The sequence below is a fragment of the Paenibacillus sp. JT22N1 genome (assembly GCF_059692155.1).
Genome location: NZ_JCAUAW010000001.1, coordinates 179008 through 193292, shown reverse-complemented (window position 1 = coordinate 193292; position 14285 = coordinate 179008). Strand labels below are relative to the sequence as shown.

Below are 14285 nucleotides of genomic sequence, written 5' to 3'. Positions count from 1 at the left end.
CCCCTTATTTGTTCTATGAAACGCCAATTATTTCTTAAGCTGAAAGCGAAGCACGATCTTATCCTCAAGCTGTTTGAAACAAAAATGATCCGAAATTGTGCCTATAACGGCGATAATAATGACCACGCACAGAATGGATGCCGTATCCCCAAGACCGCGTCCATCCTGCAGCATTTGCCCGAGACCCACTCCCTTAGCAATAAGCTCCCCAGCTACAAGTGCCCGCCAAGCAAAGGCCCAAGCCACTCGGATTCCTGTTATCCAATGGGGAAATGCCGCCGGCAGCTGTACTTGAAAGAACAATCGGTAACCGCTGCCTGTTCCAAGCATTTGCGCAGCTCTTAGATGAATCGGTGAAATGTTCAAAATCCCCGTCCTGCTCGCCATGGACATCGTCCAAGTCGCACCAATCGTTGTAATGAAAATGACGGAAGTATCATTAAGTCCAAACCAAATAATCGCGAAAGGAAGCCACGCTATACTCGGAACCGTCTGAAGGGCAACAACCACAAAGCCAAAGGTTTCATCAAAATACCGATAACGTGCAAATAAATAGCCCAATATCGTCCCAAGCCCAATTGAAATAGCGAATGAAATGAGTAAGCGACGTAGACTAGCTGCAATCGCGTTAAGGAGATGCCCCTGCGTAAAGCCATCATAGAAGGCTTGAAAGGTTTGCAGAGGCGAAGGAAACTTCCAACCCCACTGAAAAACCCTAAATCCCAACTCCCATATGATCAGCAGAAGAATTAGAAATAGGGTTCTTCTTAAGGCTGTATTCATGACCAAGCTCCTCTCTGACTACCTTCTCGAGCTCATCCGTCAGAGCTTCCATAATTTTATTTTCCAAGGCATGAATGAGCGGATCGCCACTTTGATGAGGCCTTGCTGCTTGTACGGTGAATTCCTTCTTGACCCTGCCTGGCTGCGTTGCCATAACGATAACCCGATCTGACAAAATAACAGCTTCGCGAATGTTGTGTGTAATAAACAAAATCGTTTTACCTGTTTTAAGCCAAATCTCTTCTAAATCCTTTAGTAAAATAAATCGTGTTTGCTCATCCAAGGCCGCAAAAGGTTCATCCATCAACAGGATGTCGGGATCCATAACGAGCGCCCTGGCAATGGCTACTCTTTGTTTCATTCCCCCAGATAGCTCGTGTGGATAACGATCGACAAACTTGCTCAAGTGAACGGCTTTAATCTGCTCAAAAGCGAGTGCATAGCGTTCTTTCTTCGATAACCCCTTTTGCTTCAAGCCAAAAGCGACATTATCGAGAACCGTAAGCCACGGAAACAGGCCGTGCTCTTGGAAAACAACGATCCGATCAGCCCCGGGTGCCGTAACCTTTTGCCCACCCACAGTAATGGTTCCGCTGCTCACTTTTTCAAACCCTGCTATCAGGTTCAAAAGCGTAGACTTCCCGCAGCCTGAAGGGCCTACCACGGAGACGAATTCCCCTTTCTTAATCGAGAGAGAAACTTGATCTAATGCCGTGTAGGAATTGCCTTTCCGCTGCGAAAAGGATTTATTCACATTGTTTATCGTAATCATTTGAATACCCTCCAGGCCAATCTCCGTCATATGTCTGTGAAAAAACGGTTCGGATTAAAAATAACGATCTTCTTTTTCGCGTAGTCGATGAGCCCTTTATCGCGCCATTTATTGAGTGTTTCTGTGACGGTTTGTCTGCTGCAGCCAATGACATAAGAGATTTCTTCATGACTGAGCGGCACCTGAACCTCAAGCTTTACATCCGTCGGTTTGCCCAGCTGCATGAGGAACCAAGCTAGCCTCCAAGCTACGGGGCGGGAAATGAGCGTTTCAACCATCTTCTGTGTTTGCAAAAGTCTGCGAGCTCCTAGAACGGCAATTGAATAAGAAAACTCGGCATTCTCTTTGGCCAATTCGAGAAATTTTCGCCCGTCTAGCGTAATGATTTGGCTGTCTACCAAACACTTCGCGTAACGTTTCCGGGGAATGTTCGTCAAAATTTCCGCATTACCAAATATTTCGCCCTCATAGCGTAGAAATAAGGTAATCCCTTGCCCCTCTTCAGAGGATTGGGAAATCTTAATTAATCCTGAATCAACATAATAAGCACCGCTGGGTTGATCATTCTCCTGAAAAACAAACTCATTTTTCCTGTAGGTTTGGATAGCACCATGTTTACGAAATGCCTCAATCATGACTTCCTTGGTTGGATCCTTCTCCTGAAGATCGGCAAGTTCATTCAATTGGTCCATATGTGAAAACCCCTTTGCCAAGTTCCTATGACGCTATATTTTAATGTCGAGTATTCCGATGTGTTATATTTATATTACCACATGACAACGTGTTAGAATGTCGGATTCCCGACAAATATAAAAATAATAGTTCAGGACAAAAAAAAGAGACCCACAGCAACGGGCCGTGGGTCTTAAGGTATATATATTTTAAAGGGGGTCGAGTTTTATTATAAGCTTGTTTCATTAAGCCCAGATGAATAACACATTTCTTTTTGATTACAAATTATACTTTTATGATAAAAGGGACAATGAACACTTCATTATGATGCTGAAATTGACCCCATATTTTGTAGATACCACTTTTGGGGAAGTGGATGGTGAAAGCTGCATCGGGTCCGGAAGTTTTCGAATCATTCGGATGTACATGGACGAACTCCTTGGCATCTGAACTTAACGCCACCACATGACCTAGACTGCCTAGATAAGGTTGCAAATCAGCTATAGGCTTTTTCGTTTCAGCACTTCTAATAGCAAAGTTCATTTTTAAATCCATACCTGCCATCAAATGGTCGAAGGAAAGCGTTACTTCTTTGTCGCCGACTCTTTTCGTAAGATTCGTATCAGGTAGAAGCTTTTCTTCTTTTTTTTGCTGCCCATTAATCGTTACCCAGTGAGTTTGAATCGTCTCCCCCATGCCTTGCGGAGTAAAATCGGCGATCAGCTGATAATGGCCACCTGCCGGGAACTTTGTCTTGATTTCAAATCGACCTCCACCGACATATTCAGGATGAAGATGTTCAAAATAGGTAAGATCCTTACTGACAACGATCAAGTGCAGCAGCTTTTCATGCATGATGTCGAATTTATCAATCGGTTTGTTCCATTTATTTTGGATGAGAATCGTCACAGATGCATCCTCATTAGGCAAATATTGCTTCGACGCGACTGAAAAATGAGCAATCGCGTCATTTTGGTGGACATGTGTTGAAGGAGATGTAGTCGTAATCGGCATCCCCATCATGTCATGTTTTGTGGGCTGCGTACCGCAAGCGGTTAAAAGGATTGTCATACTTATAAGGCCAATTACCGTTGTTTTCATCAGCTTTTTCTATGCACAATTGGAGCCGCGAGAATGCTTAACCCCAGTGAACAGAGCCCGCAGATGAACATCGTTCCTCCCCAAAGCTCTGGCGCCCAGTCCAATGTATGAAAAATGCTCAACTCTGCAAAATATAAGCCCCAGATTAAAACAGGAATAAGAAAGAAAACAATCTTATATCGCCAATCGCTCGCTTCCAACTGTTTAATGGACCTAAACATCAAATCAGCAGCAATCCCGCTAATCAATAGAATCACAATAGATCCGTATTGAGAAAAGCCATCCAGTATCGCCATTAGCACCGCTTGGAAAACAAAGAAATAAGTGACGGTACCGAATGGGAGTTTCCATCTCCTCAGAACCAGCATGACAGGTAAGACTAACAGCATCGTTGTAATCAGGAAATCCACGATAGCTCTTGCGATCGCATCTTCTTCCCTTGCCATCCATAGATTTTGACGGAATGACCAAGCATACATGAGAAAGAAGGCCATGACAGCAAATGTTAATGCAACCGAGGTCAAAGCAGGTAGCAATTGGCGAAAGGTAGGTGAAACCTCATCTTCAGCGTGACTAATCGCACGGTATGGACTGGTCAGGATCATAAGTGCACCCGTCAATAAGATCAAATGGGTTGGGCTCAGCAGAGCATCGATATTTTTCTCAATTCCAAACACCGTATGCCAGTACATATCACCAAGACCTCCTAAGAAAAAGATGATCACCCCTGCCAAACCAAGTTTGTAACCTGTCGGGATCGCCTGCACCCAAGTTGCATGATTGGACCTAGATTTGTTCTGATAAGTCAGATAGAAAATCCACACAGCACAAGCCAGATACCCCGAATACAAAATGGCATGCCAAGGCGTAAAAAAGGTTTCAACCGCACCGTGGTTATGAGCAAAGCCGTCAATAAACAAACCAATAATAAGCCACATCCCCATCAACATCGTGATCGAATGCTTGAAATTACCGATATTCATTTTCGATTGCGGCATTGGTACCAGGACTGACAAACCCATCATCTCCTCAAATTTTTCTTCATACCCATATTATATGTCATAGCCAATGACATAGACAGGATGATATGAGATCATGCAAGGCAGGATCTCCAACACTTGAAAGCGATTCGCACACTTTTGCGCTGAATTCCAGCGTCTCAGGAACCATATTTGGTACAAAAAAAGAGGACTGAGAAGGCCTTTTCTGACTTCTCAGCTGGTTTTCGCTGGCGCGTGCTTCGCCAGAGCGCCAAATAAGGGGGAAGCTTCGCTCACCCCAATAGCAATTCTGGCGTGTTAAAAAAAGAACCTGGCAAACTGCCAGATTCTTTTTTTCAACATTATTGCGCTGCGATCCAAGTCACATCTTTTTTGACCAAATACTCTTCCCATTCTTGAGGCGCAGGGACATCACTCACAATAATGTCAATCTCTTTCAAGTCAGCAATTTTGTAAAATTGCACGAGGCCAAACTTCGATTGATCGGTTAGAACAATACTTTGCTTGGCATGTTTGAGGAATTGCCCAGTCAATTGACCTTTCTCTTCATCGAAGCCCGTTATCCCTTTGTCTATCATCATGCCGTCTACAGAAAGGAAGGCTTTATCTGCATAAAAGTTCTCCACCATCTTCTCAGCCAGTGAACCGGTAACACGAGAATGCAAGGCATTCACCTTGCCACCTAGGAAATAAATGTCCCCAGAATAAAGTTCCTTGTTCTTATAATCAATCAGCAAGTACAAAGCTGGAATCGAAGTGGTCAACACCGTTAGGTTCTTTTTGTTAAGTAAATAATCAATCACATGTAGGGTCGTTGTTCCGTCATCAATGAAGATGACATCATTATCCTCAACAAATGTAGCAGCAGCTCTTCCGATCTTACGCTTCTCATCCGCATGAAGGACTTCCCTTTTCAGATGGGATGGCTCTTCCCGAGATAAATTAATCTTGACCGCACCGCCATACACCCGCTTTAACTTGTTCTCCTCTTCCAGCTCCTCCAAATAACGACGAATCGTCTCCGAAGAAACATTCAGATTATCTACTAAATCATTCGTTTTTACTTTGCCTTCCAGGTTCAACTGGTTAAGAATGTAATCCTTCCGCTCTTCACCGATTAACGACATGTCGTGTAAGCCCCCAGTTTATGTGCAGCATTTTAATGTAATTATATGGTCTTACTTAGGCATTTGCCAAGCAGCTGTTCTCTTTTTCACCTTATTCAAAATGAGCTCGTACACGATACGAACGATAATATTCGTCGCTACAATAAGTGTAGACATCGCGGCAGCAGCAGCAACATCCCCTGCATCTTCCATATTCACCAAGGCGACAGCAGCCAAGTTCATGTCCGCAGACCGGAGGAATACAACCGCAGAAACAGTAACCATCGAGTTGACGAAAAAGTACATGGCAATCTCTACGATTGCCGGCAATGACATTGGAACCGTAACTTTCAGAAATGTTTTGTAAAAAGGAACGCGCATGGACTCCGAGACGAGCTCGAATTCTTTGTCTAGCTTTTTCAACGCCGTCGTAGCCGTTATGAATGGAACCGCATAGAAATGTGTGATATTCGCAAGCACAATGATCGCCATCGTCCCATATATCCAGTTCAATGGATTGCTCGGATCATTAAAGAAAAAAATGTAAGCCAAGCCAATAACCATCCCCGGGAGCGCTAGCGGAATAATCGAAAGAAAATATCCGACCTGCCGAAGTCCCTTCATCGTTCTCGACTTTTCAATCAAATAAGCGAAAACAAAGGTCATTATGGTCCCAATTATTGCTGTTATGAATGATACTTTAAGCGAATTCCAAAATGGTTCCAAACCCGACCCCGCTACACTCGAGAAATCGAAATGTTTCAAGCTAAAGCTCAAATTGTAAGGCCACACCTTGATCAGTGAAGCAAACAAAATCGTCAATAATGGGATCAAGATCGCGATGGAAATAACCCAACACAGCACTTGATAAAACCTATCCCTTGTACGCCCATCCGGGACCCGATACGGTGTCGATTTGGAAGAAAGCATCGAACGCTGCTTCCTGTCGACGAATCGGTCTACAGCGAAAGCAATGACAGCAGGAATCGTCAGTAAGATCCCTACCGTTGCACCCATGGATAAGTTTTGCTGGCCAATTACCTGTTTGTAAATATCCGTTGCAAGTACATTAAACTTTCCTCCGATAGCTTGAGGTGCCCCGAAATCCGTAAAGCTAGCCGTAAAACAAACGAAAATAGCACTAATTAAGCCATATTTGACTGACGGTAACGTAACCGTAAAAAAGGTTTTCACTTTATTAGCGCCAAGCGATTCCGCTGCTTCATAGAGCCGCTGGTCGGTAATCGACAATGCAGTGATAAAGATAAGAAATGCTTGGGGAAATAAATAAATGACCTCAGATATGACGATACCGACCGGTCCATAAATAGGAATCCGCAGCCCTGGCAAGAGACCGAAGAATCCGTTCGTGATGATACCTTGATTCCCAAACAAATACGTTAGCGCAATCCCATGCATCATCGTAGGTTCAAAGAGCGGCAGCAGCGCAACGTAATGAAAATAACTTTTGCCACGAACGGCCGTCCGGCTTATTCCATAAGCATAGGCGAAAGCGAGAGTGACCGCGACAGCCGTGGAAAGTACTGAAATCCAAATCGTATTCGTTAACGATTGTATTAAGGATGGTGTTGAGAAATATTGAATAAAGTTGAAAAATCCGATGAATTCCTCATTTTTACTCAGGAAAGCCTTGCTAAATAATAGGATTAACGGGATTAGTGTACTCGTCGTTAAGGTAAGAACAAGCACAACGATCAACACATTTTGCAAAGAAAAGAAGTCTCCCCAGTTGCGGCGATTTGGTAGATTCATGATGACTGTTCCCTTGTTCATTAGGCACCTACCATAGCTTCAGTTGAGAAGGTAATCATTTTCTCCTGCGGAAATTGAACCGTAACCTCAGCATGTTTCGTCAGCCCAAGTTGATGCGAGATATGAGCAGAGACATCGACGGTTAGAAGCTCATCTCCATGTTCACTTCCGAAACCATCAGTTGGTTGAAGCAGCAGTCTGTAGAAAGCGCCTCTAAACTCGACATGCTTGACAATTGCCTGAATTCCGCTGCTCGAGCCTGGAGCAGATAGTCGAATATGTTCGGGCCGAACTGCCAAATTCCTTTGCGATGAGTGCCCTCCTTGCAGATCACCCTTCAAGAAATTAATCGATCCTATAAAATCGGCGACAAAGGGTGAATTCGGTTCATCATACACTTGCTCTGGAGAACCAATTTGCACGACCTCCGCGTTCTTCATCACCACAATACGATCAGCCATCGTGAGCGCTTCTTCTTGATCATGCGTGACCATGACGGTCGTGATGCCGAGCTTTTCTTGCAAATCACAGATTTGCTCCCGAAGCTTAACCCGAACCTTGGCATCCAAAGCGGAAAGCGGCTCATCCAGAAGTAGAAAATCTGGCGAAAGCACAATGGCGCGTGCAAGCGCAATACGCTGCTGCTGTCCACCGGAGAGCTGCGCCGGATAACGATCATGAAGATGCATCAGATCAACTAATGAGAGGACCTCCCGAACTTTCTCGTCGATTTCTTTCTTCGAGAACTTCTTGCCTTGCAGGCCATAAGCCACATTCTGATAGGCCGTTAGATTTGGAAATAGCGCGTACGATTGGAACACCATACCGAAGTTTCTTTGGGCAGGAGGCAGTGAAGTAATGTCTTTGCCACCAACGGTAATACGGCCATGCGACGGCTTCTCTAGGCCAGCAATAATACGAAGTAATGTTGTTTTCCCGCAGCCGCTTGGACCGAGCAGACAAATGAATTCGTTCTTCTGAATATCAATATTAATCTCTTTCAAAGCGCTGAAAGAGCCGAATGATTTATCTACACCTTGAATGGACAGGTAAGCTTGTGTCATGGCAAGCAGCCTCCTTAGTCTTGATAGTTTAAGTATAAGCTTGGATTGTTATCGTTTTATTAACCCATTGTCTTTTCTGTGTAATTTGTTTGTTTTGGTTGTGTTTCATTACTATTCTCCTTTTGATGCAAAAACGACTGGCTGCAAGGCTTAGTTCGCAGTCAGCCGTTTTATGGTTTTCCCTTTATTTTTTCGGTTCACTTTTCACGTTAAAACGCTTGTCCCACTCTGCCAGAACCGTATCGCGGTTTTTCGCAGCATCATTCAAATCATTCTTAATCAGTTGTTTCACGGGATCTACAGAGTAACCATCAGGTACTTTAACTGAATCTGTTTTAATGGCTAAAATCGCATAGTTTTTGTTGTACTCTTTCATAACCTCGTCGGTAATTGCCCAATCAAGGAAGTCTTTTGCGACTTGCTTAACCACTTTCTTTTTCATAAGTGCATTCGCTTCTACATCCCAGCCGGAACCTTCCTTAGGGAATACCACTTCAACTGGCGATCCACCTTTTTTCTCTTGAATCCCACGGTAACCGAAGGAAATGCCGATTGGATATTCGCCTGTACCTGCTAATTTAGCTGGTTTGGAACCGGAGTGAACATACATCGCAATGTTGTCATGCAATTTGTTCATATAGTCCCAAGCTGCATCTTTCCCTTTCAATTGAACGAGACCGGATACAGTCAAGAAGCCAGTTCCTGAAGAAGATGGGTTTGGCATGGTGATAAGCCCTTTGTATTCCGGTTTAACCAAATCCTCATAGGATTGAGGAATCGCCAGCTTGCGTTTCTCCATCTCCACTTTGTTGACAATGAAAGCCGTTTCCCATGCATCAATACCTACCCAGTGGGTTACTGTATTTTTATCTTTAAACTCCGGAAGAATACGCTCTACTCCTTTAGGTGCGTAGGGCTCCAACATGCTATTTTGATCAAGCACCAACAAGCTTGTTGCTGCTAATCCCCATACTACGTCTGCATTAGCGTTATCCTTTTCAGCAAGCAATTTTGCCGTAACAATCCCTGTGGAATCACGAACAATGTTTACTTTCACATCGGGATATTTCGTTTTAAAAGTCGTCAGGTACGTTTTGATTTGATCATCTTCCAAAGCCGTATACACCGTTAAATCCTTACTTTTGGTATCCACGGTTGATTCTGCGCTTGAACTTGCTGCCGGAGTTGCTGCTGGGTTTGTTTTAGCTCCGTCCGTATTTACTACTTTACCACCACAAGCTGCTAGCATACATACAACCGTCAACATAGCTGCTGCACTACCAATAGATCTTTTCATCTTTTCTTATCCCACTCCCTTGTATTGGCACCAGTTGGTTTATTTCTTCCTGATATATTCATTATAAAATAGTTTTGTAAAATCAGTATTAAATACAAGTTAAAATATTGTTTTTATATTTATTTAGTTGTTTTTAAGTTGTTTTCCAAAATAACTGTTTTTCCATACCTACCAGCAATCGTTCAATGTCAGGGAGATGAACATCACCAATATTGCCAATTCGAAACGTAGCGGCAGTTGTTATTTTGCCCGGATAGATGACGAAGCCTTCTTGTTTAATACGTGTGTAGAACTCATCAAAGGAAAACACAGGTGAATCCGGATATAAGAAAGACGTAATGATTGGTGATTGGAGCTCAACCGGCAATAAAGTTTGCAATCCCATGCGCTGCATTCCTGCAACTAATGTCTGTTGATTACTCGTGAACCTTGCAAATCTACGTGCAACGCCTCCCTCTTCCTCTAATTCCTGAAGCGCTTGATCAAAGGCACGAACAGTATGTGTAGGCGAAGTATATCGCCACTTGCCATTACCTTGTTCCATTGTCTCCCATTGATCATAGAGATCTAAGGACAAGGAGCGACCTAATCCTTTACATGTGTACAAGGGTTCTTTACGAGCAATGATGAAACCAAAGCCAGGTACACCTTGAATGCATTTATTGGCGCTGCTGATTAAATAATCAATGCCAAGTTCTGCAACATCTATGGGAATGCCGCCGAAGGAGCTCATCGCATCTACAATGACTGTTTTACCGTACTGCTTAGCCACGCGAGCCACATCGGCAATGGGATTCATCATCCCCGTGGTCGTTTCAACGTGAACAACAGCCACATGAGTGATGGACGCATCCACCTTCAGTACTTCCTCCATCTGTTTCACATTCACAGGCTTCGTTTCACCTGAATCCAATACGATCGAGTAAATACCGAGGACTTCCGCCATCTGAGCCATTCTTTTACCATAAGCACCGTTGGTTAAAATGAGCAGCTTACCGTCTCTAGGAATAACCGAGCCAATAACGGATTCTACACAAAAAGTACCGCTCCCTTGCATAAGCACAGTCGTATAATCATCCGGCTTACTTGATGCCATTGTTACAAGGCGGCCGCGTATCGACTGAACCAGTTGATTATAATCCTGATCCCAAGTACACCAATCGCGAAGCATGGCTGCCTTTACTTTTTTACTTGTCGACAAAGGTCCTGGGGTTAACAAAAGGTATGGGTTATCTGGCAATTGATTGATGTTTATCGTCATGGTCGTTCTCCTCTTTGAAGTCGTTGATTGATAACTGGGATTAACATATCCAACTCACCGATTGAATCTATGACATAGTGGGCGCCTTCTTGGCGAAATTTAGCTGCCACTACATCCATGCGCTCCTGCAGCATATCAGGAGGACAAGTCGCTACTTCATCTTCGCTCATGCCCAGCTCGCTGCTGCCCTTTACTACGCCAATTGTCCAAGCACCGGCATTAACGCCTTCTTGAACATCACTCACCGTATCTCCTACCTTGATTACGTTATACATAGGGAAGACGTTCAGAGCGGCAGCGTTCTCGTACATCATCCAAGGAAAAGGACGTCCCGCTGGCACATCATTTGGCGTGACCAAGTGGTCAGGAGCATAGCCTCGCTTCTTCGCCTCGACGGTTACAATTGCCATCATCTCAGCTGTATAGCCTGTTGTTGAACCTATGCGGATGCCCTTTTGACGCAAGCGATCTACAAGAGCTAGAGCTCCGGGGATCGGCTCTGCATATTGATGGACGGCGGCCAGCATCATGGGCTCGAAATCAGCATAAAGAGCATCAATGTCGGATTCTTGTGGAAGCTGGCCGTAACGCTCACGCCACAAGCTGGCTACCCGCTCCATCCGTAAAATTTCACGAATATGATCTCGCTTGAGCAGCCCCATCGGTGCTCTTGCTTCTTCAATCGTGATCGCAATCTCTCGTTTGCGGAAAACTTCCATAAATACATTTAACGGAGCAAAACAACCGTAATCCACCATCGTCCCTGCCCAATCAAAAACAACTGCTTGTATCATTGAAATACCTCCTGTTTGACTGATGTCATTGTTGGTAAATCTCGGAAATACTCTCTTCTAAAATATCCAATGCCCTACATAGCTCATCTTCTGTAATGATCAAAGGTGGCGATAGGGTAAGAACATTTCCCTTGGATACTTTAAAATTAAGCCCTCTTGCTAAACAGCTGTACATCACACGTTCTGCCTCTGTGACGGCAGGTTCCTTCGTCTTACGATCTATTACTAGTTCAACAGCAACGAGCAAACCGATTTGACGAATATCTCCAATGATTGGATACTTCTCCATCATGTTTTGCAGCCGCTGCTTCATGAAAGCTGCTAAGCGATTTGTATGATCCAGCAAGTTCTCTTCCTCTATGACACGTATAGTCGCAAGCCCTGCGGCAGCTCCAACAGGAGACTTCTCATGCGTGTAGTGTCCGATGGACATCTCCTGCGCCTTGTTCAGCTCTTCCTTTACGAGCAAAGCAGCCATAGGGAAAACCCCGCCGCCTAATCCCTTTCCAAGAACCATCATGTCCGGTTCAATCCCATAATGCTGGTAGGCAAACATCTTACCGGTTCGACCGAACGCTGTCGCCGTCTCGTCCACAATCAACAAAGCGCCATACTGATCACAGAGCTCTCGCAGCTTTTGATAATAAGCAATAGGTGGAATCTGTACATCGGTATTGCGAATCGTCTCGATAACGACTGCGCCGATTTCTCCATCCTGCTCAAGGACATACTCGATTGGCTTCAAGCAAAGGGTGTGAGCCTCATCTTGACAGCCAAACACACAGCGATAAGAGTTAAACGGAATGACATGCTCCGCTCCTGGCAGCAAAGGCCCTAAGCCCCTGCGAAATGCTCCCTCTCCGCCAACGGAAATGGCATCAAGTGATGCACCGTGGAAGGCTCCCCACATTGATAAGGTCTTGTATTTCCCTGTTACTGCGCGTGCCAGCTTCAAAGCCATGCCGATGGCAGATGTTGCTCCAGGCGCGAATAGCACCCTATTCAGAGCCCCATCTGTTAACGCGACTAATTTGTTGGCAAACTCAATAGCAGGCAAATTCGTATATCTTCTTGTGCAGAAGGAAAGCTGGTCAAGCTGCTGTTTGACTGCTTCAATCACAGCGGGATGGCCAAAGCCAAGCTGATGCACGTTATTGCCATGGAAATCCATGATTCTCTTGCCTTGCATATCTTCTACATAAATACCCTCGCAGGATGTGAGCACATTCAGACACGGTGTTGATAAAGTTTGGTGTAAGAAGACATCCTCATCCTCTTGCAGATACGCTCGTGCAGAATTATCAACATGCTCGGTCCACCATGCTGACCGTGCTTCGGTCAAATTAATATCGCCTTCCGTCTTCATGTAGGTCTTATGTTCATGGTTGGTTGGCATTTGGTATCACCTCATGTGGATTTGGTTGCGTCTTATTTATATCTTACACAGCATTTGTAATCGCAAGGTTAAATCCATGTAAATTTTGTGTTTTTTATTTGTTTTATTTTGTTTTAGTTGTTTGTTTGCTGTTTTTTTAATTATTTTCTCTTAAATTACGGTTGACTTCCTTTTATTTATGGAGCAAATTATGTATAGGACATAGGGGAGGATTGTGGACAATGAAACCTATCAAAGCGATTATTTTTGATTTAGACAATACGTTACTGTGGGATGAAAAAAGTATAAATGAAGCCTTTCAAGAAACATGCCGCATGGCTTCCGAGTCCGTCAACGTGAACGCTGAAGCACTTGAAAGTGCGGTACGCGAGTCATCTGAGCACCTATTTCGTACAATGGCTTGTTATGAATTTGCCAAAATGATTGAGGTTACTCACTTGGAAGCACTCTGGGGACGCTTCGAGTCGAAAGAGCACCCAACCTTTCTAGAGCTGGAGCAGTTCGCCCCAATCTATCAGAAGGAATCGTGGACACAAGGCTTACTCAAACTAGGCATCGATGATCCCTTATTAGGTGAGAAGCTTGCTGAACGATTTGCTCGCGAGCGAAGAGAGCGTCCCTTGGTTTATGAGACAACTTTCGAGGTCTTGAATGCTTTGCATCACAATTATCAACTACTGCTAATGACGAACGGCGCTCCAGACTTGCAGCAGGAAAAAGTAGACAGCATTCCTGGTTTAGCAGCTTACTTTGATCATATTCTAATATCCGGCTCCTTCGGCAAAGGGAAACCTGATCCGACGATATTTGAGCATGCTCTGAATCTGCTTGGTACCACTGTGGAAGAAACGATAATGGTTGGCGATAATTTAGATACGGATATTAGAGGGGCGATAGGGGTTGGCATGCGGAACGTTTGGATCAATCATCATAACCGTACGGCGCCGATTCACAATCGCCCAAGTTATGAAATCGCTACATTGCCTGAATTGCTGGGTATTTTGAAACCGGAGTAGTGTTATTAGATTCTGTTGCACAAAATCCAATGGAATCTCATAAAGGAAGTGTTCATAAGCAATCCCATTGGATAAAATGCAATGTTTTTTCCAAAAATGGCTCATGAGAAGGCTTAGGAGAAAATTCCATTGTATATTGTCCAATGGGACGATGCATTTATGAGTAACATGTTGATTTTCATTGTATTTGCTCCAATGGATTTAATCGTATTAGCTTCTTAAGTATAAAAAAAGAGCCTATCGATACAT

The 14285-nt window shown here is 44.1% G+C and carries 13 protein-coding genes; 1 reads left to right on the top strand and 12 read right to left on the bottom strand.

What is annotated here, in order from left to right:
- Nucleotides 1-27: 27 nt before the first annotated feature.
- From AC58UU_RS00860 to pbfA, 12 genes are all read right to left on the bottom strand, one after another.
- Nucleotides 28-783 (bottom strand): ABC transporter permease, encoded by a 756-nt coding sequence (locus tag AC58UU_RS00860; RefSeq protein ID WP_063870883.1) that lies wholly within the window; start codon nucleotides 781-783, stop codon nucleotides 28-30.
- Entirely contained in the window at nucleotides 716-1555 is an 840-nt protein-coding gene (locus AC58UU_RS00855; protein WP_497312128.1) for an ABC transporter ATP-binding protein, read from the bottom strand. Before AC58UU_RS00855 ends, AC58UU_RS00860 begins: the two co-directional genes overlap by 68 nt.
- A gap of 26 nt (nucleotides 1556-1581) precedes the next feature.
- Nucleotides 1582-2247, bottom strand: coding sequence for a Crp/Fnr family transcriptional regulator (locus tag AC58UU_RS00850; protein ID WP_497312126.1), 666 nt, complete (start codon nucleotides 2245-2247; stop codon nucleotides 1582-1584).
- Nucleotides 2248-2512: 265 nt separating this feature from the next.
- A complete protein-coding gene (locus tag AC58UU_RS00845; RefSeq protein WP_497312124.1) occupies nucleotides 2513-3298 on the bottom strand; it encodes a DUF8832 domain-containing protein in 786 nt (261 codons plus the stop codon).
- A 29-nt stretch (nucleotides 3299-3327) separates the two neighbouring features.
- Nucleotides 3328-4344, bottom strand: a complete 1017-nt coding sequence (locus AC58UU_RS00840) for a hypothetical protein (protein ID WP_497312122.1) — start codon at nucleotides 4342-4344, stop codon at nucleotides 3328-3330.
- A 326-nt stretch (nucleotides 4345-4670) separates the two neighbouring features.
- The gene (locus AC58UU_RS00835; RefSeq protein ID WP_497312120.1) at nucleotides 4671-5456 is read right to left on the bottom strand and encodes a DeoR/GlpR family DNA-binding transcription regulator; all 786 of its coding nucleotides are present in this window, start codon (nucleotides 5454-5456) and stop codon (nucleotides 4671-4673) included.
- Nucleotides 5457-5507: 51 nt separating this feature from the next.
- The gene (locus AC58UU_RS00830; protein WP_497312119.1) at nucleotides 5508-7208 is read right to left on the bottom strand and encodes a putative 2-aminoethylphosphonate ABC transporter permease subunit; all 1701 of its coding nucleotides are present in this window, start codon (nucleotides 7206-7208) and stop codon (nucleotides 5508-5510) included.
- Between the two features lie 20 nt (nucleotides 7209-7228).
- Complete coding sequence (locus AC58UU_RS00825; RefSeq protein WP_497312117.1) at nucleotides 7229-8272, bottom strand: putative 2-aminoethylphosphonate ABC transporter ATP-binding protein; 1044 nt, start codon at nucleotides 8270-8272, stop codon at nucleotides 7229-7231.
- Between the two features lie 184 nt (nucleotides 8273-8456).
- A complete protein-coding gene (locus AC58UU_RS00820; protein WP_497312115.1) occupies nucleotides 8457-9569 on the bottom strand; it encodes a putative 2-aminoethylphosphonate ABC transporter substrate-binding protein in 1113 nt (370 codons plus the stop codon).
- Nucleotides 9570-9702: 133 nt separating this feature from the next.
- Entirely contained in the window at nucleotides 9703-10824 is a 1122-nt protein-coding gene (gene phnW, locus AC58UU_RS00815; RefSeq protein ID WP_497313114.1) for a 2-aminoethylphosphonate--pyruvate transaminase, read from the bottom strand.
- A 2-nt stretch (nucleotides 10825-10826) separates the two neighbouring features.
- Nucleotides 10827-11624, bottom strand: a complete 798-nt coding sequence (gene phnX / locus AC58UU_RS00810; protein WP_497312113.1) for a phosphonoacetaldehyde hydrolase — start codon at nucleotides 11622-11624, stop codon at nucleotides 10827-10829.
- A gap of 25 nt (nucleotides 11625-11649) precedes the next feature.
- Nucleotides 11650-13020, bottom strand: coding sequence for a (R)-1-hydroxy-2-aminoethylphosphonate ammonia-lyase (gene pbfA / locus AC58UU_RS00805; protein ID WP_497312111.1), 1371 nt, complete (start codon nucleotides 13018-13020; stop codon nucleotides 11650-11652).
- Between the two features lie 221 nt (nucleotides 13021-13241).
- On the opposite strand from pbfA, the gene AC58UU_RS00800 reads away from it, so the two are divergent.
- Nucleotides 13242-14036 (top strand): HAD family hydrolase, encoded by a 795-nt coding sequence (locus tag AC58UU_RS00800; RefSeq protein ID WP_497312109.1) that lies wholly within the window; start codon nucleotides 13242-13244, stop codon nucleotides 14034-14036.
- Nucleotides 14037-14285 lie beyond the last annotated feature (249 nt).